The following is a 26231-nucleotide window of genomic DNA, read 5'->3' as shown; positions in this document are numbered from 1 at the left end:
GTATAATAGTATAACTGACACAAAAATACAACTTTTGCTAAAAATGAGCTTTCTTTTTTTAATTTATTGAATGAATATTTCTTTGTTTTTTCTTCAAAAAAATTTGGCGGTTTTTTAAAAAGATTTATATTTGCACTCGCAAAACTTTTAGTCTTGCAAACTCCTCCTTAGCTCAGTTGGTTAGAGCATCTGACTGTTAATCAGAGGGTCCTAGGTTCGAGCCCTAGAGGAGGAGCAAAAAAGCCTTAACAATACGTTAAGGCTTTTTTATTTTTATGTGCTAAAAATCAAATGGTTATCTGTCGATCTATTTGTTGGTCTAACGAAATAAACGTCTCTGTTCGTGCAACACCTTTGATTTTTTGAATATCTTGATTTAATAAATGCATTAAATCTTCATTGTTTCTACAAAGTATTTTAATAAAAATAGCATAATTACCAGTGGTATAATGGCTTTCTACAATTTCGGGAATTTCTTCTAGTTTTTTAATTGCTGATGTGTACATACTAGCAGAATCTAAGAAAATACCTACAAAAGCTGTTGTAGTGTAACCCAACGCTTTTGGGTTTAAAATCATTTTTGAACCAACAATTAACTTAGACGCTTCAAGTTTTTTTAATCTTTGATGGATTGCGGCACCAGAAATACCAACTTCTTTAGCAATAGTTAAGATAGGTGTTCGAGCATCTTTAACTAGGTTTTTTATGATAATTTTGTCTATACCATCGATTTTTACTTTATTGATCATAGTTTAAGGATATGTTTAGTTGATTTTATTGTGGGTAAATATAAAAAAAATTAGGATATATAACTATATCCTAATTTTTTTATTTAATTATTAAACTATATCTGTATTTTATGGTTGCATTTCGAAATCTTCCATGAATTTTGTTGTGTAGTTTCCAGAAATATAGTCTGGATGTACCATTAGTTGTCTATGAAATGGAATGGTTGTTTTTACCCCTTCAATTACAAATTCATCAAGAGCTCTTTTCATTTTGTTAATTGCTTCTTCTCTTGTTTGAGCAGTTACAATTAATTTAGCAATCATTGAATCGTAATTTGGTGGAATAGAATATCCAGCATATACATGTGTATCTATTCGAACTCCATGTCCGCCTGGCGCATGAAAAGTTGTTATTTTTCCAGGAGCAGGTCTAAAGTTGTTGTAAGGATCTTCTGCATTAATTCTACATTCAATCGAGTGCATTTTTGGGAGGTAATTTTTTCCAGAAACGGGTACTCCAGCAGCAACTAAAATTTGTTCACGAATTAAATCGAAATCAATCACTTGTTCAGTAATTGGATGTTCCACTTGAATACGCGTATTCATTTCCATAAAATAGAAATTACGATGCTTATCAACTAAAAACTCAACGGTACCAGCACCTTCATATTTTATATATTCAGCTGCTTTTACAGCGGCGTCTCCCATCGCTAAACGCAATTCATCGGTCATAAAAGGAGAAGGAGTTTCTTCTGTTAATTTTTGATGACGACGCTGAACAGAGCAATCTCTTTCTGATAAATGACAAGCTTTACCAAAAGAATCACCTACAATCTGAATTTCGATATGTCTAGGTTCTTCAATTAGTTTTTCTAAGTACATTCCGTCGTTTCCAAAAGCAGCTTTTGCTTCTTGTCTAGCAGAATCCCAAGCTTCTTGTAAATCCTCTTCGTTCCATACAGCACGCATTCCTTTTCCTCCACCACCTGCGGTAGCTTTAAGCATAACTGGAATCCCAAATTCATGCGCTAATTTTTTACATTCTTCAAAATCTTCGATAATTCCTTCTGAGCCGGGAATACATGGTACGCCGGCAGCAATCATTGTTGCTTTTGCAGAGGCTTTATCTCCCATTTTATCTATCATATCACCAGTTGCGCCAATGAATTTAATTCCATGTTCTGCACATAAGTTCGAGAATTTAGCATTTTCTGCTAAAAAACCATATCCTGGATGAATTGCATCTGCATTTGTAATTTCTGCTGCTGCAATTATATTTGACATTTTTAAGTAAGATTCGTTACTTGGAGGAGGGCCTATACAAACAGCTTCGTCTGCAAACTTAACATGTAAACTTTCAGCGTCTGCAGTAGAGTAAACTGCTACAGTTTTAATCCCCATCTCTTTACAAGTTCTAATTACACGTAATGCAATCTCACCTCTATTTGCTATTAATACTTTTTTAAACATACCTTGTGTATTAGTGATGTTCAATTGAATTTGAATTGCAAAAACAACTTATTCAATCGATATTAAATTATGATGGATCTACTAAGAATAATGGTTGATCAAATTCTACAGGAGTAGAATCATCAACTAATACTTTAACGATTTTTCCTGAAATTTCAGATTCAATTTCGTTAAATAATTTCATGGCTTCAATAACACAAACTGTATCGCCCGAATTAATAGTGTCACCAACTTCAGCAAAATTAGGTTTATCTGGAGAAGGTTTTCTATAAAAAGTTCCAATAATTGGAGACTTAATTGTTACATAATTTGAATTTTCTTCAGTTGCTGCAGCTGGTTTTGGTGTTTCAGTAATTGTAGGTGTAGCAACTTGAGTTGGCATTTGTGCAACTGGGTTTGCTTGTACAATAGTTGTTTCTGTTTTTTCAGAGCCAGTTTTTATGGTGATTTTTATATCTTCCATTTCTAACTTTACTTCACTTGCACCAGACTTTGCTACAAATTTAATAAGATTTTGAATCTCTTTAATATCCATAATTCTTAAATTTTAGTTATTTGATTTTATGCGTTATATGCCCATTTTAAGTAGATAGCTCCCCATGTGAAACCACCACCAAATGCGGCAAAAATTATATTATCTCCTTTTTTTAATTGGTTTTCGTAGTCAGCTAATAGTAAAGGTAAGGTACCAGAAGTAGTATTTCCGTATTTGTGAATATTTACCATTACTTTATCGCTTTCTAATCCAACTCTATTTGCAGTAGCTTCAATAATTCTATTGTTTGCTTGATGCGGTGCTAACCATTGTATATCCTCTTTTACTAGGTTATTTCTAGTTAGCATTTTTTCTGCGACATCTGCCATGTTAGAAACTGCAAATTTAAAAACAGTTCTTCCTTCTTGATGTACAGAATGTTGCTTGTTTTTTAAAGTTTCTTCTGATGTTGGTAAAATAGAACCACCTGCATCTATTTTTAGAAACTCTCTACCGTTTCCGTCGCTTCTAAGATATTCGTCTTGTAAACCAAGTCCTTCATTATTTGGTTCAAATAAAACAGCACCTGCTCCATCGCCAAAAATAATACATGTTGCTCTATCTGTATAATCTATAATCGAAGACATTTTATCGGCTCCAATAAGTAAAATATTTTTATATCTGCCAGATTCTATGTAGCTAGCAGCAGTAGACATACCGTATAAAAAACTAGAACAGGCAGCTTGTAAGTCGTAAGAAAATGCATTTGTTGCGCCAATTTTTGTGGCTACAAAAGCTGCTGTTGATGCTACAGGTAAATCTGGTGTTGCCGTTGCTACAATAACCAAATCTATGTCTAAGGGATTTTTATTGGATTTTTTTAGTAGGTTTTCTGCGGCTTTAATTGCCATAAAAGAAGTTCCTTTGCCTTCCCCTTTTAGTATTCTACGCTCTTTAATACCAGTTCTTGATGTTATCCATTCATCGTTGGTATCTACCATTGTTTCTAACTCTTTATTGGTTAGAATGTAGTCAGGAACGTATTTTCCTACTGCTGAAATTGCTGCAGTTATTTTTGTCATATTTTTACCTTAATTATTAGAAGGAGGCTTTAAATGCAATATTCAAAGAAATGAAAATTATTTTACATTTTTGAGTAAAAAGCATCAAAAAGCATTTGAATTTGGTTAAAAAACAAAAAAAACTCTCAAAAAAGAGAGTTTTATGTACTTTATAGTAAGTCTATTATGCTTCTGCAGCAGCAGATTCTAATACAATTTGACCTCTGTAGTATAATTTACCTTCGTGCCAGTGCGCTCTGTGATATAAATGAGATTCACCAGTTGTTGGATCTACGGCAATTTGAGGAACGCTAGCTTTGTAATGAGTTCTTCTTTTGTCTCTTCTAGTTTTCGATATTTTTCTCTTTGGATGTGCCATTTTATGTCTTTTTTTCTGTTATTAAACTTTTTAATTTATCCCATCTTGGGTCTACATCTTCTGTAGTTTTTACTTCTTTTACTCTTAATTTTTCTAACTTCTTTAATGCTTCTGATTCCATTGAGCCATCTAAAACTTTTGGATGAACTCTTTTTGTTGGTACTGATAATACAATCATTTCATAGATGTATTGTGCAACATTTAATTGAAATTCTGAATACGGAAGAATTAATATTTCTTCATTATCATCATTATATTCTTCTCCGAATTTTACAATTAACTGTAATTCAGTTTCTATTTCTTGATCAAAAGGTTCTCCACTAACATCACAAGTAACATTAATTGTGCCTTCTGCTTTAAATGATAAATTTAACAATGTGTTTTTCTTATCAAGTGTTAATACTATATTTATAGTAGCATCAAAAAAATCATCAAAATTATAAGCGTCAAAGAACGTTTTTCCAATTTGATATTCAAACAGATGACTTTCTTCTTTTAATCCTACATACTGGATGTTAAATTGTTTCAAGTCTTTCATCTACAAAATCAATTTGAGCGTGCAAAGATATAAAAAATTGTTTTATTAAATAAAGAATCTTTAAAAAAGAAATTTATCTTATTTGTTTCACTTCAAGTACATTAACAGTTAAGTTATTGTATTCTTTTCTTTTTCTGTAAATTTCAATTGCTGTAAAAAGAGCTTCTTTAAATGAGGTGTGATTTGCTTCGTTTTTTCCAGCGATTTCAAAAGCTGTTCCGTGATCTGGCGACGTTCTTATTTTTGATAAACCCGCAGTATAATTTACTCCGTTGCCAAAAGACAGCGCTTTAAAAGGCGCTAAACCTTGGTCGTGATACATGGCTAAAACGCCATCAAACTGTTTGTATGTGTTAGATCCAAAGAACCCATCTGCAGCATAAGGCCCAAAAACCAATTTGCCAGATTCTTTTATTTCGTTAATAGTTGGTCTAATAATCTCATCATCCTCTTTGCCAATAACACCTTTATCTCCGCAATGTGGGTTTAATCCAAGAATTGCAATTTTGGGTTTGTTAATTCCGAAATCTTTTACCAAAGTAGCATGCATAATTGCTACTTTCTTTTTAATCAATTCGGGTGTAATGGTTTCAGAAATTTTAGCAATAGGAATGTGTCCCGTAACTAGACCTACTCTTAATTTATCAGAAATTAAAATCATTAAACTTTCACCTTCCAATTCGTTTTCTAAATATTCTGTATGACCAGGAAAATGAAAGCTATCTGATTGTATGTTTTCTTTATTGATAGGTGCAGTTAGTAAAACATCAATGGTGTTGTCTTTTAAATGGTTTACTGCCGTTTCTAAAGATTTAAACGCATATTCGCCAGAAATTTTAGTTGCATTTCCTATTTCGAATGCAACCTCTTCTTTCCAAATATTTAATAAATTAATTTTATTTTCAGTTACTTGTTTTATAGCCGTAATACTGTGTATTTGTGTTTCAGAATTTAATAATTTTTTGTGATATGAAATACTTTTAGTTGACCCAAAAATAACCGGAGTACAAAAATCTAGCATTCTTTTATCTTCAAAAGTTTTTAAAATGATTTCAATTCCAATTCCATTTAAATCTCCAATTGATATTCCAACAACTATTTTTTCTAATTTATCCATCATTTATGATTCAATATTATTAGTTTTGATTCGTGCAAAAATAACGAATTAAAATTTAGAATCTATGTTTACTGGAATTATTGAAAGCTTAGGAGAAGTGAAACAAATCGTTAAAGAAAAAGACAATTTACACATAACGGTTACGAGTAATTTTACGAATGAATTAAAAGTAGATCAGAGTGTTGCTCACAATGGTGTATGTTTAACGGTTGTTGCTATAGATAATGATGCATATACAGTAACAGCAATTAAAGAAACAATTGATAAAACAGCTATCGGTGATTTGGTTATTGGCGAAAAAGTAAATTTAGAAAGAGCTATGAAATTAGGTGATCGATTAGACGGTCATATTGTGCAAGGTCATGTAGATGAAACAGGAGTTTGTTCAGCTATTTTAGAACAAAACGGAAGTACAATCTTTACGTTTACGTATAGTTCTGGAAGCAACAATCTTACGATAGAAAAAGGATCGATTACAATAAATGGTGTTAGTTTAACTGTTGTAAACTCTAAAGCGAATGAGTTTAGTGTTGCAATCATTCCTTTTACAAAAGAACATACTACTTTTCATCTATTAAAAATAGGAGACAAGGTAAACTTAGAGTTTGATGTACTTGGAAAATATGTTGTGAAACTAAATGCTTTAAGAAACTAATTCTTCTTTAGTTTTGTAACCCCTAAAAGAATTCCAGAAATAATTAAAAATAAAATTCCTCCATCTATTGGCAATCCCGGTGGTGGTGGTGGTGGAACTGGTGGTGGAACCATTTGCGCATAAGTGAAAGTTGTACAAAATACAACAACAAATAACAATATTTTAGTTTTGTTTTTCACTTTATAAAATATAATTTGATTTTGTAAATAATGAGAAAAAATCAATACTTACGGACCAAATATAGGAATTAAATTTCAATAAAATAGTGGACCCACCAGGGCTCGAACCTGGGACCCTCTGATTATGAGTCAGATGCTCTAACCAACTGAGCTATGGGTCCTACTAAAGTTTGGCAAAACTACTATCTTTTTTGAATTACACCAAACTAAAAATATAATTTCTTTATACGTTACGTGTCATTAGTGCTTTTCCAAATTCTAACAACCCGTTTTTTGCTTTATCAGAAATGTTTATGTCATCTAAAACAGCAAAGGCTTTTTGGCTATAATCGTTTATTTGTGCTTTCATGTAAGTAGGAATCTGATATTTGTCAAACATTCTTTTCACTAATGTTATTTTCTCGTTATTATCTTCTAGCTTAGATTGATAAAACTTATTTAACTGGTTTCTATCTTCTGATGAAGCTAATTCTAGCGCTTTTAAATACAGAAAGGTTTTTTTGTTTTCAATAATGTCTCCACCAACTTGTTTTCCAAAAGTTTCAGGATTTCCGTAAGTATCTAAATAATCATCTTGTAACTGAAAAGCGATACCAAGATTTAATCCAAAAGCATATAAAATATCGGCATCTTTTTCGTTAGATTCACAAACAATTGCGCCCATTTTTAAAGCGGCACCAATTAAAACCGATGTTTTTAAAGAAATCATTTTGATGTATTCTTCGATAGAAACATCATTTCTAGTTTCAAAATCTACATCTAATTGTTGTCCGTCACAAACTTCAATGGCGGTTTTACTAAATAACTGTGCTAATTTTTGAAAAATGACTGGAGAATAATTTTCAAAATACTGGTAGGCTAATATCAGCATTGCATCGCCAGATAATATACCAGTATTGATATTCCATTTTTCGTGAACAGTTTCTTTTCCTCTTCGCAACGGGGCATCGTCCATAATATCATCATGCACTAAAGTGAAGTTATGAAACATTTCTACAGCATAAGCTGCTGGAAGCGCTTTTTTATACTCATCAGAAAACAAACTTGCCGCCATTAATGTTAAAACAGGACGAATTTTTTTACCACCTAAACTTAAAATATAACGGATGGGTTCATAGAGGTTTTTTGGTTCTTGAGTTAAGTTTTGAGCCTCTCTATAAGCTGAAAATTCTTGTTGAAATTTTGATAAATCCAAAGTAATTATTTTAAAGAGCAAATGTAGCAAAGATTTTGCTTTGTAAACTCTAAAGTTAAAGAATTGTAAAAACTTTGGAAACTTTTATTGTTTTTTAAGTTTCCGTTTGTATATTTGCATTCGATTATGAAAGATAAAATATTACATAAAGCAACTGAGATGTTTTTAAGCCTTGGGTTTAAAAGTGTTACGATGGATGATATCGCAAATGAACTAGGTGTTTCAAAAAAAACGATTTACAATCATTTTAGAAATAAAACAGATTTAATTAACGAGGTAACCAGCTCTGTTTTTGAAACAGTTTGTACAGGAATTGATATGATTTGTAGCAAAGAAAATAATCCAATAGATGAATTGTATGAAATAAAACGTTTTTCTATGAAGTATTTAAAAAATGAAAAAACATCTCCACAATATCAACTACAAAAATACTATCCAAAGATTTATGCAACATTAAAAAGTAAACAATTTGATGTAATGCAAGACTGTGTTATTAGAAATTTAAATAGAGGTGTAGCGTTAGGGTTTTACAGAAATACCATAGATATTGACTTTGTATCAAGAATTTATTTTCATGGTATGATTGGCTTAAAGGACGAAGAATTATTTCCCTTAAATCAATTCTCTATGAATAATATTATGAGTTTTTACTTAGAATATCACCTAAGAGGAATATGTTCAGAAAAAGGGATTGAAAAATTAAATAAAATTATAACAAACAAACAATCAGAATACAATGCAAAATAAATTAATACTATTTTTTAGTTTATGTTTTATAGCTTTAGGCTTCTCTCAAGAAAAAACAAAGGGTTTTTCTTTAAAAGAAGCTGTAGATTTTGCTATAAAAAATAACTACAATGCAAAAACGGCACAAAATAATGTGTTGGCAGCAAAAGAAAAACAATGGGAAACGACAACAATTGGGTTGCCAAAAATTAGCGCAAAAGTAGATTATCAAAATTGGTTAAAGCAACAAGTTTCTTTGTTGCCAGCTGAAATTACTGGAGGACCAGCAGGAACTTTTGTTCCGGTAACTTTTGGTACAAAGCAAAATGTAAATGCAGCCATTACCTTAAATCAATTAATTTTTGATGGTTCTTATATTGTTGGTTTGCAATCTGCAAAAACCTATTTAAACATCTCTAAACAAGCAAAAGAAAAAACAGCATTAAGTATTAGAGAAGCAGTAATTAATGCCTACGGAAATGTGTTGATAGCAGAAAAAAGCATAGAAATTCTAAAAAGAAATTTAATGACTTTAGAAAAAATGCTTTCTGATACAAAGAAAATCTATAAAAATGGATTGACAGAAGAAGAAGATGTTGAGCAATTGCAAATTACGTTAACGACAGTAAAAAGTCAATTAAATAATACAATTAGGTTAAGAAATCTTGGGTATAAAATGCTAAATATTTCTATGGGAAACTTCATAGACGAGGAGATTGTATTAACAGATAATTTAGATACTTTAATTTTAGAAAATATAGATTTAAGTGTATTAGCTAAAACGTTTAGTGTTACAAATCATATAGATTATAAAATTGCAGAAAACAACAAAGAAGGAAATAGACTGCTTGTGTTGTTAGAAAAATCGAAAGCATTGCCTTCTTTAAGAGCCTTTGTGAATTACGGATATACAGGAAATTCAGATACTTTCAGTTTTTTTAATAGCGATCAAAAATGGTACAATTCGTCTTTATTTGGGGTTAGTTTAGACATTCCAATTTTTAGCAGTTTTGAAAGAAGATCAAAAACAAGACAAGCTAAATTTGAATTCGACAATGCAGACATTCAACTAATAGAAATAAAAGAACAACTAAACTTACAAGCTGCTACTGCAAAAAGCGATTATAAGTTTAGTGTAGAGCAATATGAAGCAGCAAAACAAAATTTAGAATTGGCACAAAGAATAGAAAAAAAGCAACAAATAAAATTCTTTGAAGGTGTTTCTACAAGTTTTGATTTGTCTCAGGCTCAAAATCAATTATACACACAACAACAAAATTATGTACAATCAATGCTAAATGTAATTGCTAAAAAGGCAGCATTAGAAAACGCATTAAACATTCCATTAAATAAGTAATCAAACATTATGAAGAAAATATATTTAATCTTAGCAAGTACTATTGTTTTAGCATCGTGCGGTAGCAAAAAAGAACAAACAGTTGAAGCTGTTATTGCTAAAGGAAACTTAGAAGAAATTAGAAAAAAGAAAACCGAAATTGAAAGTAAACAGCAATTAATAGTGAATCAATTAGATTCATTAAATGTTGCTATTTCTAAACTAGATACTATTAAAAAATTACCTTTAGTAACAACGTTTATTACTAAAACTTCAGAATTTAATCACTATTTAGAATTGCAAGGAAATGTAAGTACCAAACAAAACATAATTGTGTACCCAGAAATGCCAGGAATTTTAGAATCTGTACTTGTTAAAGAAGGAGTATCGGTTAAAAAAGGAGACATTTTAGCAACAATAAATGACGGTGGTTTAAGCCAGCAATTAGCACAAGCAGAAACACAGTTGCAATTAGCAAAAACTACGTTTGATAGACAAGAGCGATTATGGAATCAAAAAATTGGTTCAGAAATGCAATATTTACAATCAAAAACTTCATACTTGTCACAAGTAAATATGGTAAATCAATTAAAAAATCAATTAGAAAAAACAACTATTGTTGCGCCTTTTGATGGTGTAATTGATGAAGTATTTAAAGAAAAAGGAAGTGTTGTTGCTCCAGGTCCTGGGTCAGAGGTTTTTAGAATTATCAACCTTTCTAACATGTATATCGAGGCAGAGGTACCAGAGAGTTATATCGCATTTATAACAAAAGGAAAATCAGTTGAGGTGTATTTTCCTGTTTTAGGAAAAACAATTCAAACTAAAGTTAGACAAGTGGGTAATTACATCAACCCAAATAATAGATCTTTTAAAGTAGAAATTGATGTTCCAAATATTGGAAACCACATCAAACCTAATTTAACAGCAAAGTTAAAGATTAACGATTATACGAATAAAGAGTCTTTTTTAATTCCGCAAAGTATCATTTCCGAAAATGCAAACGGAGATCAATATGTATATGTTGTAGAAAACAGCAATGCTAAAAATGAAGGTATTGCAAGACGTCGAATTATTAAAACAGGAAGAACACAAGGCGATATTATAGAAGTTGTTGAAGGGATTAAAAACAATGTGCAAATTATTAAAGAAGGCGCAAGAAGTGTTAAAGAAGGACAAACAGTTAAGGTAATTAAATACTAAGCAAATCGATGTCAGATAAAAATAAAAAAGTAAATAAAGAATTTGGTTTTTCGTCTTGGGCAATTTCCAATAAAACTACTATGTACGTAGTTATGTTGGTTATTTTTTACTTAGGAATTTCAGCATTTTTTGAAATGCCAAGAGAAAGTTTTCCAGAGATTAAAGAAACCAAAATATATATCAGCTCTGTATATCCAGGAAATACAGCAGAAGATATCGAAAAATTAATTACAGATCCGTTAGAAGACAAACTAAAAACGGTAAGTAACGTAATAAAAATCACCTCCACTTCTCAAGAAGATTTTTCTATGGTTATAGTAGAGTTTGATGAAAATATTACGGTAGAACTCGCAAAACAAAAGATAAAAGACGAAATAGACTCTGAAACTTCAGGAGAAGATTGGCCAACATTTAACGGTGCAAAAGTAGAACCAAATGTGTTTTCGCTTAGTATGAGTGAAGAAATGCCCATCTTAAATATTAATATCTCTGGAGATTATCCGGTTGGGAAATTAAAAGAATTTGGAGAATATTTACAAGATGAAATAGAAAATTTGCAAGAGATTAAGCAAGTAGATATTCGTGGAGTTCAAGAAAAAGAGGTAGAAATTGCTGTTGATATTTACAAAATGATGGCAGCAAAAGTTAGTTTTAACGACATTATAAATACCATTCAAGGAGGAAACGTAACCATGTCTGCCGGAAATTTAATTACAAGCGGACAGAGGCGTACTATTAGAATTTTAGGCGAAATTGAGAATCCAAAAGAGCTAGAAGATTTTGTGGTAAAATCAGAGAACAACAATCCTATTTATTTAAAAGATGTTGCAACCGTTTCTTTTAAAGAAAAAGATAGAACAACTTATGCAAGAGAGTTTGGAAATCAAGTAGTAATGTTAGACGTTAAAAAACGTGCAGGTACAAATATGGTTGCTGCTACAGAACAAATAAAAGTAATTGTAGCCAACACCATAAAAAATGTTTTTCCACAAGATCTAAAAGTTACTATTGCCAATGATCAATCGGCAACAACTATAGCTGCAGTAGATGATTTGGTTAACAATATTATTTTCGGAGTTATTTTAGTGGTAACCGTGTTAATGTTTTTCTTAGGATTTAAAAATGCAGTCTTTGTTGGATTTGCAATTCCGATGTCAATGTTTATGTCTTTAATGTTACTAAACTCATTCGGCTATACCTTAAACACCATGATTCTTTTCGGATTAATTATGGGGCTCGGAATGTTGGTAGACAACGGAATTGTAGTAGTAGAAAACGTATATCGTTTAATGGATGAAGAAGGAATGAGCAGAACCGAAGCCGCTAAAAAAGGAATTGGAGAAATTGCATTTCCTATTATCATTTCTACAGCAACAACAGTTGCAGCGTTTATTCCGCTAGGTTTATGGCCAGGAGTTATGGGAGAATTTATGAAACTCTTACCAATAACATTGTCTACAGTTTTAGGATCATCATTAATCGTAGCCATCTTTTTCAATTCCGTTTTAGTCTCAGACTTTATGAGTGTAGAAGATAAAGATATGCCGTTAAAACAAATTATTAAAACAACAAGTATTATAGCTGTAATTGGTATTTTAATATTGCTTTTTGGAGGTTCGTATAATGCCTTAGGAAGTTTAATGATCTTTACAGCAATCATGTTGTGGGTGTATAGATTGTTCTTAAGAAGATGGGCAAATAGTTTTCAAACAAAAGCATTACCACGTTTAGAAAATTGGTATGAAAAAAGACTCCGAAAAGCCTTAAGAGGTAAAGCGCCATATTGGTTAATCGGAGGAACGTTTTTATTATTAATTGTAGCATTTGTAGCATTTGGAGCTTCTTTAGGAATGCAAAGAACTAAAGTGGAGTTTTTCCCAGATAATAAGCCAAATCAAATTGTAGTTTATATCGAATATCCACAAGGGACAGATATTGAAAAAACAAACGTCATTACAAAAGAAATTGAAGCGAAGGTATTTGATGTTTTAAACGACAAGAAATATATGGATGGCGATTATAACTTTATGGTAGAAAGTGCTGTTTCTCAAGTTGGAGAAGGTGCTGGGAATCCGCAAACAGATGGTGGTTCAGCAGCAGAAATGCCACATAAAGGAAAAATTACCGCTTCGATGCGTCAGTTTAAATATAGAAGAGGAGAAGATAGTGAACTGTTAAGACAAAAAGTACAAAAAGCATTGGTTGGCATTTATCCAGGAGTTTTAATTTCTGTAGAAAAAGATGCAAACGGACCACCGGCTGGAGCACCAATTAATATTGAAATTGAAGGAAGTGATTATAATGAGTTAATTGTTACTGCTGAAAGAATGCGCGATTTTATCAACACAAAAAGTATTGCAGGAATTGACGAATTAAAAATTGATGTAAACAAAGACAAACCAGGAATGCAAGTACTTGTTGATAGAAAAAAAGCGGGTGAATTAGGAGTAAGCACATCGCAAGTTGGTCAACAAATACGTACTTCAATTTTTGGGTCAAAAGCTGGAGTTTACAAAGAAGGTGGCGATGATTTTGATATTTATGTGCGTTTTAATGAAGAAAACAGATACAATACAAGTGCTATCTTTAATCAGAAAATAACATTTAGAGATAATACTGGTAAAGTAAAAGAAATTCCGGTTTCTACTTTAGCAGAACACACGAATAACTCTGGTTTTAGCGCCATTAAACACAACGATACAAAACGTGTGGTTACGGTTTATTCTGCATTGTCTCCGGGTTATACAGATGCTGCGGCAATTGTGAGTCAGGTTCAAAAAGAGATGAAGAATTTTAAAGATTTACCAAACGGAATTAAGATAGATTATACAGGTCAAATTGAAGAGCAAAACAAACAAATGTCTTTCTTAATGGGCGCCTTAGTTACAGGTTTAGGATTGATTTTCTTTATCTTAATTTTCCAATTCAATTCTGTATCTAGACCAACCATTATTATGTTGGCAATCTTTTTAAGTTTGATCGGAGTTTTTGGAGGTTTGGTGATTACAGGAAACGCTTTTGTAATTATGATGACGATGATGGGGATTATATCACTCGCCGGAATTGTAGTTAATAATGGTGTTGTATTGTTAGATTATGCACAGTTATTAATCGATCGGAAAAAGATAGAATTAGGTTTAGATGAAAAGGCATTTTTAGAAGATAACGATTTGTTTGAGAGCATTGTAAGAGCTGGTAAGGCGCGTTTACGTCCGGTTTTACTAACAGCAATTACAACCATTTTAGGACTGGTGCCTTTGGCAATCGGATTTAACATTAACTTCTTTACATTATTTAGTGATTTTGATCCAAATATATACATGGGTGGAGACAACGTTGTATTTTGGGGACCTTTAGCTTGGACAGTTATTTACGGTCTTTTAATCGCAACATTTTTAACATTAATCGTAGTGCCAATATTATTTTACTTAGTCACAAAATTTAAAATGTGGTTGCGTTTAAAGATGGCATAATTGTTTCTTTTAATAGTTGAGAAAGGCTGAGGAAATTTCCTCAGCCTTTTTTTATTGAACTACTTTCTTTGTGATTATTTTTCCGTTTTCTAATAACACTTTTACAATATATATATTAGTAGATTTTATTCTTTTAAGGTTAATGTTTAACGCTTTACGATTAACTTTTTTGTTAAATAATTTTTGACCATAAAGGTTTAGTACCTTAACGTTTTTAATTTTTATTTTAGACTTAATATGTAGCGTGTTTCTTTTTAGATAGATGTTTGCAATTTTGTTTGAAGGATCAATTACTTCAATTTTTTTAGGGTTGATTAATAATTCAAACCTATCATTATAAGTTCCAGCTACATCAACATTAAAAGGATAAGGATCTTTTTTTAAGTTGTGTCTTTTATTTAATTCTTTGTCAAGTAAAACAATTTTCGATTTTTTTAATAAACCTTCAATTTTTTCGATTCCAATTTTAAATTCACCCGTTTTTGTTGAATTAAATCCTAATTGTATTTCTTCACTTTCTTTTAAAGAGGATTTTCCTTGGATGCCATAATGATTATCTTCTAAAATGGAGTAAAAGTTAATGCTTGCTCCACCATTTAAACGCAAACCATCATAAATTCGATCCACACCATCAGTAGCTTTTTTAAAGAAACCAATCAAAATTTGACTAAAACTATTTTCAGCAGTTAAGTTTAACCAAATTCTGTCTTTTTCTTTTTTTACTCCTTTGTAAAATAAAGTATTACTTCCAGAAACTCTCATAGAATTTGTAAACGTAGCTGTGCCCGTAGAAAGTGCTTGTGCAAAAAACCCTTGCCCTGAAGCAATATTTCCATCAGGAGCAGTACAACCTGTACAAGAACCAATTCCGCCACTTCCGTTCCAAAGAACATAATCATCTTGAGTATTGTTGCCAGCCGAATCTAAAGTATTGTGTGTCCAAAAATATAATGTCCCGCCAATGGTTGTATTATCAGCAATAAAAGCATCAGCATCTATTGCAGACGGATATGGATTTCCTAACAAGTTCCAATCGGTTTCTGGGTCAGCATCAGCAGTAAAACCTAACGTAACAGAAATATCTCCGTTGTTAAATGCTGAGCCTGTAAAGTTTGCTGTGTAGGTATTTGGATAGGTAATACCAGAATCTCCAGTAGTAATATAACCAAAACCAGGAGTCATAGAAGTTGATGAAGTACCAGCAACCCAAGCTTGACTTGATGCGGTAAAAGAATAATACCTTTGTGTGTTTGCAACTTCAGCTAAGGTTGATGAGGTTAATGGAGAAGACCAATAGGTATAATTTCCTTCTTCATCTTGTGATGTAGAAATTCTGTTCACAGAATAACCAGTTCCTGTATTTGGGCCATCTTTTGTTGTTTGTACTAGAGAACCATTATCTTCAATAACGATATTCCCACTAACAGAGATGCCATTTTCAATACTAACTATTCCGCCAGAATTAACGGTTAATGTTTTTAAACTATTAATTTGTAATTCACATGCACTAAAATCACCATCGTCAGAAGTGTTGTAATCTCCATCAATAATGGCTTTAAAATAATCTTCAGGATTTGGGTTAGACCAAGAAGTTGTCCATGTTGTTTCTGAGGTAAAAGTATTGCCAAAAGTTTGGTTTACTGAATTTGATCCACCCCAATTAGCATTGTTACAAATTGCACTTAAAATTGCAGCCTTAGTACCAACAAGTGTACTGCTATCATATTTTGCATTGTCTATTTCTGAAATTGCTATCGCATTTACACCATTTGTCAATCCTGTTGGTAAAGCAGAGTTACTTGCATTATTTGCAGTTGTTTGCCAAACTGCAGCCCCTTGATTATTAATGGCAAAAATAAATGTGGGAGATCCACTAGAACCTTGGTATGCTAAAATTTGATCTCCATTAGTCCCTAAAGCTATGTTTGTTAGAGTAAATGTGATGATAGTTCCACATGTAATATTTGAAGGAGCTGTCCAAACGTCTATTCCTTCGTTAGACCTAAAAGTATTATTGCTTCTCCACCCATTATCTGTAAAGTTAATTGTGGTACCTGCTTCCATACTTTTTAAAGCTAAAAATTTGATAACTTCTGGAGAACCATCAGCATTATATTGTAATATTGCAATATCACCAGCTGATAACGTTGTTTGGGAATTGACATTAAATGCTAGAAGTATTCCGGCGAATACTGTTACTAATTTTTTCATTTTCTAGATATTTTACGTGTAATATACTAAACATTAGATACATTTAAAAATAAGAAGTTACAATACATGAGTCAAAATAAATACTTTTCGATTGAAGAAATTAAAAGAAAATTAGAAAGGTACTGTGTATATCAAGATCGTTGTCATAAAGAAATTGAGATAAAATTAAGAGAATTTATATTAATTGAAGAGGCACGGAATCAAATAATTTTACATTTGATGGAGCATGATTTTTTAAATGAAGAACGCTTTTGTAAAAGTTTTGCAAGAGGAAAATTCAATATTAAAAGCTGGGGGAAACAAAGAATTATAAGAGAATTGAAACTTAGAGATATTTCTGAGTACAATATAAAAACAGCTCTTAAAGAAATAGATGAAGAAGCGTATTTAGCAACAATCCATAGAATTGCTATTAAACGAAACTCAATATTAAAAGAATCAGATTTTTATAAAAGGAAAAAGAAATTAACAGATTACCTTATAAGAAAAGGTTTTGAATTTGATCTTATTTTTTCAACTGTAAAGAATGTATTAGAAAAAAAATAGCCTCTTTTTAAGAGGCTATTCTTAATTTATTTAAGAATTAACTTTTTAGTACTTAAAGAGTCATCAACTTTAATTTTAGCAAAGTAAATTCCTTTACTGTATTTAGACATGTCTAATTCAAATCGTTTTATAGCAAGCGAACTATTTTTTTGCTGTAGAACTACTTTTCCTGTAATATCAAAAACGGAAATAGAAAAATCAGCGCCTTGTTTCCAATTGATATTAAATATACTATTTGATGGATTAGGAGAAATATCAAGTCCTTCAATTTCATTAAACTCTTCAACTGGTAAAACCCCTGTAATTACTAAATCATCAATTAGAGCTCCTTCTTCATTTGTTTGGTCATCAGCAAGATATTTAAACCTAAAGATTACATTAGATTCATTTTTAAATGCAGCCAAATCAAAACTATAGTCATGTAATGTTGCATTTGTGCCTCCAAGAGGATTTGAATCTTCTCCTTCCCCTGTCCATTGTTTTCCTGGTAAGCTAGATCTTCCAGTAGCATCTGAGGTAGTAGAACTATTATACCAATTGGCATCTGTTGATGAACCAAGAATAGACCAATTTTTTCCTTGGTCGGTGGTGTATTCTACATTCATATAATCCCAATCTTGCTCAATATCAAAAGCCATTTTAAAGCTTAATACTGGGTTTGTAACCAAGGTTAAATCATAACATTTTGTATACAAATAACCAATTGTTTTATCAGGATGATTTCCATTTAAACTAGTAACATAAGCTGCGTTTCCAGAACCAACAGTTGTTAAAAGTGATTTTATTGGCGTTCCTCTTTGCCACAAACCAAGTAATCCAGCGCCAGAACCACTAGCTTCAGTTACTAGATTATCGTTTGAAGATTCGAAAGTATTTACTGTTGTTGGCGTTGCGTTAGAACCATTTATAGAAAATGACACACTGTTAGCGTTGTTTGTAGTATATGTATCGTTATTGATAACAGTTTCTACGTTAAAAGTATGATTTCCTTCTGCTGCAGCAAATGCAGGAATATCTATTTGAGTAGTTTCATTTGAAGCTAAACTACCTGTCCAATTATAAACAGAATTTGCTCCTCCGTCAATATTGTAATTAACAGTAACAGCAGTAATGGTATTTGTACCTTTATTTTGAATTGTAATGGTTGGAGCAAGAGAACCACAACCTGTAGAATTATTTATTGGAGAATCAATAGAAACTAATTTTACTTCATTTTCGGGGAAAGAATTTGTAATGTCTGAAACCCAAACACCTCTTCCATAGGTAGCAATTACTAACTTAGCTTCTTTTTCATTAATCTCTATATCTCTAACTGCTGTATTTGGTAAATTATTGTCAAAAGTTACCCAATTGGTTAGTGTATCATCAATATAGTAAACGCCTAAAGTAGTTCCTAGATACACTCTATTGTCCTTATTACCAGCATGATGTCTTAATACAAGTTTGTTGTCATTAAAAGGTAAGTTTCCGTTAATATTTGTAAATGTTGGATTGGCATCATGTATGTTTGTGGTTTTATATACAGCTCCATTAGAAACCAACCATGCTACATTACTATCATTATGACTTATTTCTATTGAGTTTATCGTTGAAGTACTATATATTTTGGTAAACGTTACTCCAGCATCTATACTTTTAAATAAATTTCCTTCTCTAGAAACATAAATGTTTTTCTCATTATTTGGGTCAATTTCAATAGTGTATAAATCTCCACCAAAATCATGATTTGAAACTTTAGACCAAGTTCCATCAACTAATTTGTATAAGCTACTATAACCTGCATAAAGATTCCCTTTTCTATCAGCAACTAAAGGAGTTACCCATCTTCCGCCACTATCGTTTGTGCCAGTTTCAGCAGCAGGAGCACCAACAGAACTAGTTCTTGTTAACCCACCATCTTTACTTTCATACAAAGAAGCGCCGTATTGTATAAACCCAAAATAATTTTCTGGATCAAGTGGATTTATTGCACAATCCATTCCGTCTGCTCCATGATAAACACTCCATTGATTACTTTTTAAGGCATAACCCCCATTATCTTGAAGTCCTCCAACAACATTACCTGAGTTTTGATTTGCCACAGAAATTTTATAGAACTGCCCAATTGCTAGATTTTTTGTTAAGTCTGTAAAACTTGCGCCGTGGTTTGTTGAAACATAAACACCACCATCTGTACCTGCAAAAAACTTACCATCAATAAAATCTAAAAAATGAATATCTGCATGTGTATATGAAGGACTATTTGGTGAGCTCCAACTATTTATTGCTGTAAAATTATCTCCTCCGTCAGTAGATTTCCAAATATTTAAAACTCCAACATATACGGTGTTTTCATCTGTATCAGAAACCGTAATATCTAAATCGTACCAAGATTGTGATCCTCCAAAAATATCATCAGTTTCTGCTGTTTTAGTAAAACTAAAGCCACTTGTCGTAGATTTATAAATTCCGTTAAAACCATTCTTAGTTGAACTACCATTCCAACTAACAAAATAAACGAGATTAGGATTTGCAGGAGTTACAGCTAATGCTATTCTTCTTGAATTAGTAAATCCAGTTATTTGAACTGCAGTGAATGTATTTCCTGCATCAAAAGATCTATATATTGTGTTAGATGTTGCTGCATAAAAAATTGATGTAGCTCCTGAAGTACCTGGTTTTCTTTTTAGGTCTGTAATATTTTGATTTAATGTTCTTGTCCAATTTGCTCCACCATCGGTACTTTTATGAACACCAGTACTTGTTGCAACAAGTACTATTTCTGGATTTGCACTATCAATAAAAATATCATTCATGTTTCTTGGGTTTCCGTCCATTGCACCAGTACTATTCCAAGTTGTTCCTCCATCTGTTGATTTCATAACCCCAATGGCATCTGAATCATTGGCATCATCATCTCCTGTTGCGATGTAAATAATATTAGAGTTTGTTGGATGAATTGCAATTCCTGAAACGCCAATTTGAGGTAAAAAGTCGTTTAATGGTTGCCAATTAACACCAGCATCGGTAGATTTCCAAATACCACCAGCTGGAGCACCAACATAATAGGTATTTGAATTACTTGGATCAACAGCAACAACATTAACTCTTCCTTGACCTGCAGACCATGAAGCTGTATTTGTGTGAGAAAACGGACCTAAAGAAGTCCAATTACTTGTGTCGTTTGCATTGTTTTGTACAGAAGAATTCATCTTGTTTTTCTGTTGCCAAGCCTCTGTTTTTTGAGCTGTAGTTTTTAAAGTTCCGTCTGGATTTGTATAAAAACCATTTTGATATTCCCATCTTTTAAAAGGTTTGTATCCGCTTCCTTTTTTGTATCTATCAATGGTTGAAAAGTATTTTTCTGCAGCTATTGAAATATCATTTAATGTAATTTTTCCTTTCTTTTTAAAAACACCATCTTGCATCCAAGGGGCATTGTTTTGGTAAGTTTGAGCAAAAGTTAAAAAAGGAATAAGAAATAATGTGTAAAGTGTAATTTTTTTCATTACTACGGTAAAAATTAGGGTTTTTAATTGATGTTTTCTATATCTTGTTCTACTTCTAGTTGAGAATAGATGGTGTTTATTTTAGAATTTGTTGCAGAAAAGGCTGCGATAATTTTGTTGACTTGAGCATTTACCTCACCTGCTGTAATGGCAGGAATAAAAGTCATGTCTTTTAGTCGAAGTGCTTCGTTTTCTAACACATTAATTCGTGTTCTAAAAGATAAATTCAATAATTCTTTTGGTCTAATGCTATCTTTTAAATTTTTAATTATTTCAGCTAATTTTAATGCATTATTTAAAGCTTCATTTGCAGAAATAGATGAAAACTGTTTTAAGTTGTTTGTAGTTGATTGATATTCTTTCCAGTTTGCAACTTTGTTTTTTGAAATTCCTTCTAGATCTAAAATAGCATGGTGTTTCTGAACAATATTCATGTCAGATTTTTGAACCTTTGATTCTTGATCAGTACTAGTATTTTCTTTACAAGACAAGAAAATTAAAAAAAAGAGAATCAAATAGTTGCGCATTTTAAGAATTTCGGTAAAAATACATTTTTTTAGTATTGCTTTTTTGACTTTAACATTTAATTTTAAATCAATAAAAACATATTTTTTGTTCTTGCTTTTAAGAATACATAAATTATGTACTTTTGTGTTATATATTTTTGAATTATAACGAATGAGTGACACCATCTTAATTATTGGAGCTTGCGGACAAATAGGTTCTGAACTGACTCAAAAGCTTAGAGAAATCTACGGAAATGATCATGTGATAGCATCAGATATTAGAGAAGGAAAAGAAGATTTGATGAGCTCTGGACCCTTTGAAATTTTAGACGCAACAGATAAAGAAGGTATTTTAGAAGTTGTTCAAAAATATAAAGTTACTCAAGTGTATTTAATGGCAGCCATGCTTTCTGCAACGGCAGAAAAATATCCACAAAAAGCGTGGGAATTAAACATGAACTCTTTACTCGGAGTTTTAGAATTGGCAAAAGACAAACACATCAAACAAGTATATTGGCCAAGTTCTATTGCTTCTTTCGGACCAACATCACCAAAAATTAATACGCCACAACAAACCGTAATGGAGCCAACAACTGTTTACGGAATTAGTAAATTGGCTGGAGAACATTGGTGTAATTATTATCATAGTAGATACGGAGTTGATGTAAGAAGTCTTCGGTATCCAGGAATTATCAGTTGGAAAACAAAACCGGGCGGAGGAACCACAGATTATGCCGTTGATATTTATTTTAAAGCGATTGAAATTAAATCTTACGAATGTTTTTTAAGTAAAAACACACGTTTGCCAATGATGTATATGCAAGACGCCATTGATGCAACCATTCAAATTATGCAAGCTGATGTAGCAACAATTAAAACCAGAACGTCTTATAATTTAGCCGCAATTAGTTTTACGCCAGAAGAAATGGCAACTGAAATTAAAAAACATATTCCTGAGTTTGAAATTTCGTATAAAACTGATTTTAGACAACAAATTGCAGATAGTTGGCCACAAGTTATTGACGATGCAAAAGCGAGACAAGACTGGAACTGGACACATCATTTTGATTTGGAGTTGATGACTAAAGAAATGCTGAAAAACTTACAGTAAAATCTTGATAATTATCATGTTTTAAACACTTCTTCACTTGTACTTTTACATTCTAAAAACCAACTGTAAGTTCTTGTTTTTAGAACGTCTAAAAAGTAAAATTTAAAAAGATACATGAGCACGATAATTAAAGATAGTTTGGCAAAAAGCTTGTCGTACGAAGCCTATAGAAAAATGGTGAGCGATTTGTTAGAAGAAGGTAAATCTACTGGGCCAGAACAATCTGCAGATTTACTAAATTACAGTACTTTAAACGATGTAAGAATGAATCGTTTAGACAAAAAAACAACGCTTACTAATGCTACAATTGAAGCTTTAAAAAACACAAAAAACAAACAAACTTGGTTGTTAATTACAGAAGGTTGGTGTGGCGACGCAGCACAAATTGCTCCGGTAATTCATAAGATGAGTTTAGAAAGCGATAAGGTAGATTTAAAAGTTGTGTTGCGTGATGAAAATGAAGAGTTGATGAGCCAATTTTTAACAAACGGAGGAAAAGCAATTCCGAAATTAGTTGTCTTAAACGAAAACAATGAGGTGATTTCTTCTTGGGGACCAAGACCATCAATTGCAACAAAAATGGTAAATGATTACAAAGAAAAACATGGTGGTTTAGACGATAATTTTAAAAAAGAATTGCAAGTTTGGTACAACAAAAATAAAGGCGAAAATATACAGGAAGATATCGTTGCCTTTTTAGAAAAATAAAATTATAAAGAGTGATAGAAAAGTCCTTTTGCATTTTGTGAAAGGACTTTTTCTTTTGTGCTATCTTTGCAGTATCAAAACTAAAAAATGTTAGTAGAATATACATCGCTCCCAGAAACTGCCAAAGTTTGGATTTATCCATCAAACAGAAAATTTTACGATTCAGAAATTGACGGAATTCACGAAAAAATAAAAACTTTTTTAGAAAGCTGGAAAGCTGATGATGCAACGTTTCAGGTTTCTTACCAATTGTTATACAATCGGTTTATTGTATTGTTTGCAGATAGTTCTAATACTGCATTATCAAATACTGATATTGATACTTCTGTTCAGTTTATTTTACAAATCCAACAAGACTATGAAGTGGAATTGTTAGACCGAATGAATGTGTGTTTTAAGCAAGGCGAATTTGTGCAATACAAAGAGTTGAAAGATTTTAAAAAACTGCTTAAAAACAGAGCTGTTACTGGAAAATCTATTGTGTTTGATAATTTAGTAACCACCAAAGAAGAATTTGAAAATTATTGGGAAGTTCCCATTTCTGAAAGTTGGTATGGTCGTTTTTTAAAATAAATTTTTTAATACCTGCTTTTTTTGCTTTTATAAACGCACAAGATTTTACTTCATACTTTATGTTTAAATTTCAAAATATAAAGTATGAAATCACTCGTGATTCATGAATCCAGACTTGTACTACTTGTGCAATACTGTTTGCACCTCTATATTTGGTAAATCATTAAGAGTAAAAAAATAAAATTTAGCTTTAGAAAAACATTTAATATTATGAAAAAGAAACAAATTACTAATTATTTAAAAACTGGAATTTTTTTTGTAGGTGTCTCCTTGTTGTTCTGGGGTTGTGAGAAAAATGAAGTTAATAAAACCTTTGAACCCCAAAATATTATAGAAAAGATACAACAATCTTTTAGTAAGGAAGATTTTGTGAAATCTATTCCTTATGATTTTGAAGTAAATTGGGATTTAGTTGAAAAGGAATATTCTGAAGAATTGAAAACAGATTATTATGAGTTTCCAATTAAATACACTTCTGCTTTAACACCACATTTAAATGATTTAAAAAAAACAAAAGGAGATTATTTTAAGTCGTATAAAATTGTTGTTACTGTTAAAGAAGAAAATATTAATTTTTATGTATTGAGAGTTTATGAGAAAATATCAGAAGCAAGTCAAATAATTTCTGAAATTAATTTTAACTATTCATCTAGTTTTAATGGATTGATACATTTAGTTGATAAGAATGATGAAATTGTTTTTGCAAAGAAGATAGAAAAAGGAGCCGAGTTGATTAAAGATTACTTTGCAAAAGACTTAAAAGACTTAGACCCTATAAAATCAAGAGCGCCAGAAGGTTGTGTTACAGTTAGAACCGAACATTGGTATTACTATTATCAATGGTCTCAAGATGTTGAAGTTTTTTTATATAGTAAAAAGTTATTAGATATAACTTATGAACAAATATGTGCTTATGATTATTTGCCTGAATACGACGAAGGAATGACCAACCCTGATGGCGGAGGAGCGCCAAGCGGAGCTGGAACATATAAAACAGATTGTAGCCCTAATAATACAGGAAGTAAAAGCAAATATTTTTCTAGAGAATCTGAAAATTGCGCAATAGATGTTACAGAAGAAGTTGTAGAATGTGAAAAGGGTTTTGTTATGAATAGTGACGGAAATTGTGTTGAAAGTATTGTTGTAGATAGTCCTGATAATCCAATTAGTGATATAAATGAATATTTGAAATGTTTTGATTTAACAAAAGAAGCTTCAATTACTATTTATGCTTTAGAGCCAAATCCAGGTTCTGGTGATGCCAATAATGGGACAATGGTTGGTCATACATTTATTTCATTAGGACAAGGAAATGAAACGAGAACGTTTGGGTTCTATCCGGTATCAGACAATATATATCCTTTAGTAAATGTATCGAGCGATTCAGTTCTTGGTGATGATGGTGTTGTAAATCATAACTTTTCTGCAAGAGTAACTAAAACAATTACAAGTACTCAATTGATGGCAATAATTGACAAAGCAAAGAACTATAATAAGACATATAATCTTAACACTTATAATTGTACAGACTTTGCAATTGAGTTGGGTAATTTAGGAGGATTAAACCTGCCAGATTCATATGGCACTTGGCTTGGTGGTGGAGGAAGTAATCCTGGAGCTTTAGGGATGCATATTAGAGGGTTGAATCCAAGTAATAATAATGTAAATATAACTGGAGGATTAGCTCCAAAAACTAATAAAGGATGTTAAAAAAAATAAAAAAAGTAAGTGTAATTTTCATTTTACTTGTTTTGGGATGTAATAAACAAAATATGGATATAAAATTAATTAATAATTTTATAGATGAGGTTGTGTTATCTAAAAATGGAACTTATAAAGAATCATCAAGATTTATAGGTTTTGAAAAAAAAATAAGTAAAGAAAAAAAGGAGGTATTTAATTTATTCATTGGTGAAAATATTAAATTCTTAAGGAAAGAACTTATTAATAACAAATACATTGTTGTTTCAAATAATAACATTAAAAGTTTAGATATTAATTTTATTTATAAAATTCAAGATTCAGAAAAAGTATATCATTTAGTCTCAAATGACAAAGTTGTAACGACTTTTATAATTAAAAATGGTAAGATAATTTCTTTCTTCTATAATATTGTAAAGGGTAATAGTAAAAAGCGAACCCCGTTAATGTTAAATGAATAATAATATTTTATTAACTCCAAACAAACTAAAATTTGTTTGGAGTTTTTTTAAAACAAACTAATCCCAATTCCTAACGAAACACTGTCTAAATTATCATCTTTAAATTTATCAATTCGTTTGCGTTGAAAATCTATTGTGTTTGATAATTTAGTAACCACCAAAGAAGAATTTGAAAATTATTGGGAAGTTCCCATTTCTGAAAGTTGGTATGGTCGTTTTTTAAAATAAATTTTTTAATACCTGCTTTTTTTGCTTTTATAAACGTACAAGATTTTACTTCATACTTTATGTTTAAATTTCAAAATATAAAGTATGAAATCACTCGTGATTCATGAATCCAGACTTGTACTACTTGTGCAATACTGTTTGCACCTCTATATTTGGTAAATCA

General features: G+C 31.3%; 23 protein-coding genes, 2 tRNA genes and 1 pseudogene. 13 read left to right on the top strand and 13 right to left on the bottom strand.

Features of this window, described 5'->3' with window-relative positions:
- Positions 1–161: 161 nt before the first annotated feature.
- Positions 162–235, top strand: a tRNA-Asn gene (locus ACEWL1_RS02075).
- 52 nt (positions 236–287) lie between these two features.
- Here the strand turns inward: ACEWL1_RS02075 and ACEWL1_RS02070 are convergent.
- The 7 genes from ACEWL1_RS02070 to pdxA form a co-directional block, all read right to left on the bottom strand.
- Positions 288–749: an Lrp/AsnC ligand binding domain-containing protein gene (locus ACEWL1_RS02070; RefSeq protein WP_409231624.1), complete on the bottom strand. Its 462-nt coding sequence runs from the start codon at positions 747–749 to the stop codon at positions 288–290.
- A 108-nt stretch (positions 750–857) separates the two neighbouring features.
- On the bottom strand, positions 858–2198 hold the full coding sequence (gene accC, locus ACEWL1_RS02065) for an acetyl-CoA carboxylase biotin carboxylase subunit (RefSeq protein WP_409231623.1): 1341 nt from the start codon (positions 2196–2198) through the stop codon (positions 858–860).
- Positions 2199–2265: 67 nt separating this feature from the next.
- The gene (gene accB, locus ACEWL1_RS02060) at positions 2266–2733 is read right to left on the bottom strand and encodes an acetyl-CoA carboxylase biotin carboxyl carrier protein (RefSeq protein WP_409231622.1); all 468 of its coding nucleotides are present in this window, start codon (positions 2731–2733) and stop codon (positions 2266–2268) included.
- 26 nt (positions 2734–2759) lie between these two features.
- Positions 2760–3755 (bottom strand): beta-ketoacyl-ACP synthase III, encoded by a 996-nt coding sequence (locus tag ACEWL1_RS02055; RefSeq protein ID WP_409231621.1) that lies wholly within the window; start codon positions 3753–3755, stop codon positions 2760–2762.
- Positions 3756–3918: 163 nt separating this feature from the next.
- Positions 3919–4113 carry a 50S ribosomal protein L32 gene (gene rpmF, locus ACEWL1_RS02050; protein WP_409231620.1) on the bottom strand — a complete coding sequence of 65 codons (195 nt, stop codon included), beginning with the start codon at positions 4111–4113 and terminating at the stop codon, positions 3919–3921.
- 1 nt (position 4114) lies between these two features.
- Complete coding sequence (locus ACEWL1_RS02045; RefSeq protein ID WP_409231619.1) at positions 4115–4651, bottom strand: YceD family protein; 537 nt, start codon at positions 4649–4651, stop codon at positions 4115–4117.
- 73 nt (positions 4652–4724) lie between these two features.
- The gene (pdxA, locus tag ACEWL1_RS02040) at positions 4725–5768 is read right to left on the bottom strand and encodes a 4-hydroxythreonine-4-phosphate dehydrogenase PdxA (RefSeq protein ID WP_409231618.1); all 1044 of its coding nucleotides are present in this window, start codon (positions 5766–5768) and stop codon (positions 4725–4727) included.
- Between the two features lie 64 nt (positions 5769–5832).
- Here pdxA and ACEWL1_RS02035 point away from each other — a divergent pair, with 64 nt between their 5' ends.
- On the top strand, positions 5833–6423 hold the full coding sequence (locus ACEWL1_RS02035; protein WP_409231617.1) for a riboflavin synthase: 591 nt from the start codon (positions 5833–5835) through the stop codon (positions 6421–6423).
- On the opposite strand, the gene ACEWL1_RS02030 is transcribed toward ACEWL1_RS02035, so the two are convergent.
- The 3 genes from ACEWL1_RS02030 to ACEWL1_RS02020 all read right to left on the bottom strand — a co-directional run bounded on the left by ACEWL1_RS02030 (position 6420) and on the right by ACEWL1_RS02020 (position 7797).
- Positions 6420–6602: a PID-CTERM protein-sorting domain-containing protein gene (locus ACEWL1_RS02030; RefSeq protein ID WP_409231616.1), complete on the bottom strand. Its 183-nt coding sequence runs from the start codon at positions 6600–6602 to the stop codon at positions 6420–6422. The two genes, ACEWL1_RS02035 and ACEWL1_RS02030, sit on opposite strands and share 4 nt — an antisense overlap.
- Positions 6603–6689: 87 nt before the next feature.
- Positions 6690–6763: transfer RNA gene (locus ACEWL1_RS02025), tRNA-Ile, on the bottom strand.
- A 62-nt stretch (positions 6764–6825) separates the two neighbouring features.
- A complete protein-coding gene (locus tag ACEWL1_RS02020) occupies positions 6826–7797 on the bottom strand; it encodes a polyprenyl synthetase family protein (RefSeq protein ID WP_409231615.1) in 972 nt (323 codons plus the stop codon).
- Between the two features lie 126 nt (positions 7798–7923).
- Here ACEWL1_RS02020 and ACEWL1_RS02015 point away from each other — a divergent pair, with 126 nt between their 5' ends.
- From ACEWL1_RS02015 to ACEWL1_RS02000, 4 genes are read left to right on the top strand one after another with little or no spacing between them, the layout of a single operon-like run.
- The gene (locus ACEWL1_RS02015; RefSeq protein ID WP_409231614.1) at positions 7924–8544 is read left to right on the top strand and encodes a TetR/AcrR family transcriptional regulator; all 621 of its coding nucleotides are present in this window, start codon (positions 7924–7926) and stop codon (positions 8542–8544) included.
- Positions 8534–9880: a TolC family protein gene (locus tag ACEWL1_RS02010; RefSeq protein WP_409231613.1), complete on the top strand. Its 1347-nt coding sequence runs from the start codon at positions 8534–8536 to the stop codon at positions 9878–9880. The genes ACEWL1_RS02015 and ACEWL1_RS02010 overlap by 11 nt, the downstream gene beginning before the upstream one ends.
- Before the next feature lie 9 nt (positions 9881–9889).
- Positions 9890–11062: an efflux RND transporter periplasmic adaptor subunit gene (locus ACEWL1_RS02005; RefSeq protein ID WP_409231612.1), complete on the top strand. Its 1173-nt coding sequence runs from the start codon at positions 9890–9892 to the stop codon at positions 11060–11062.
- An 8-nt stretch (positions 11063–11070) separates the two neighbouring features.
- On the top strand, positions 11071–14535 hold the full coding sequence (locus tag ACEWL1_RS02000) for an efflux RND transporter permease subunit (RefSeq protein ID WP_409231611.1): 3465 nt from the start codon (positions 11071–11073) through the stop codon (positions 14533–14535).
- 51 nt (positions 14536–14586) lie between these two features.
- Here ACEWL1_RS02000 and ACEWL1_RS01995 read toward each other — a convergent pair whose 3' ends face one another.
- Positions 14587–16746 carry a hypothetical protein gene (locus ACEWL1_RS01995; protein WP_409231610.1) on the bottom strand — a complete coding sequence of 720 codons (2160 nt, stop codon included), beginning with the start codon at positions 16744–16746 and terminating at the stop codon, positions 14587–14589.
- A gap of 66 nt (positions 16747–16812) precedes the next feature.
- Between ACEWL1_RS01995 and ACEWL1_RS01990 the strand changes: the two genes are divergently transcribed.
- Positions 16813–17292 (top strand): regulatory protein RecX, encoded by a 480-nt coding sequence (locus ACEWL1_RS01990; RefSeq protein WP_409231609.1) that lies wholly within the window; start codon positions 16813–16815, stop codon positions 17290–17292.
- A gap of 26 nt (positions 17293–17318) precedes the next feature.
- Here ACEWL1_RS01990 and ACEWL1_RS01985 read toward each other — a convergent pair whose 3' ends face one another.
- Positions 17319–20780, bottom strand: a complete 3462-nt coding sequence (locus ACEWL1_RS01985; protein WP_409231608.1) for a T9SS type A sorting domain-containing protein — start codon at positions 20778–20780, stop codon at positions 17319–17321.
- 23 nt (positions 20781–20803) lie between these two features.
- Positions 20804–21214, bottom strand: coding sequence for a hypothetical protein (locus tag ACEWL1_RS01980; RefSeq protein ID WP_409231607.1), 411 nt, complete (start codon positions 21212–21214; stop codon positions 20804–20806).
- Positions 21215–21458: 244 nt separating this feature from the next.
- Here ACEWL1_RS01980 and ACEWL1_RS01975 point away from each other — a divergent pair, with 244 nt between their 5' ends.
- The 6 genes and pseudogenes from ACEWL1_RS01975 to ACEWL1_RS01950 all read left to right on the top strand — a co-directional run.
- Positions 21459–22397 carry an NAD-dependent epimerase/dehydratase family protein gene (locus ACEWL1_RS01975; RefSeq protein ID WP_409231606.1) on the top strand — a complete coding sequence of 313 codons (939 nt, stop codon included), beginning with the start codon at positions 21459–21461 and terminating at the stop codon, positions 22395–22397.
- Positions 22398–22511: 114 nt separating this feature from the next.
- Complete coding sequence (locus ACEWL1_RS01970) at positions 22512–23105, top strand: thioredoxin family protein (protein ID WP_409231605.1); 594 nt, start codon at positions 22512–22514, stop codon at positions 23103–23105.
- An 87-nt stretch (positions 23106–23192) separates the two neighbouring features.
- The gene (locus tag ACEWL1_RS01965) at positions 23193–23678 is read left to right on the top strand and encodes an ABC transporter ATPase (RefSeq protein WP_409231604.1); all 486 of its coding nucleotides are present in this window, start codon (positions 23193–23195) and stop codon (positions 23676–23678) included.
- A gap of 210 nt (positions 23679–23888) precedes the next feature.
- Positions 23889–25388, top strand: a complete 1500-nt coding sequence (locus tag ACEWL1_RS01960; protein ID WP_409231603.1) for a hypothetical protein — start codon at positions 23889–23891, stop codon at positions 25386–25388.
- Positions 25382–25840: a hypothetical protein gene (locus tag ACEWL1_RS01955; RefSeq protein ID WP_409231602.1), complete on the top strand. Its 459-nt coding sequence runs from the start codon at positions 25382–25384 to the stop codon at positions 25838–25840. The genes ACEWL1_RS01960 and ACEWL1_RS01955 overlap by 7 nt, the downstream gene beginning before the upstream one ends.
- Before the next feature lie 126 nt (positions 25841–25966).
- A pseudogene (locus ACEWL1_RS01950) lies at positions 25967–26068 on the top strand (ABC transporter ATPase); the annotation flags it as partial.
- Positions 26069–26231: the final 163 nt, after the last annotated feature.

Origin of the sequence: Polaribacter gochangensis (assembly GCF_046224025.1) — a bacterium.
Lineage (GTDB): Bacteria > Bacteroidota > Bacteroidia > Flavobacteriales > Flavobacteriaceae > Polaribacter > Polaribacter gochangensis.
The sequence above is the reverse complement of the archived record's forward strand: the minus strand, read 5'-3'. Positions and strand labels throughout refer to the sequence as shown.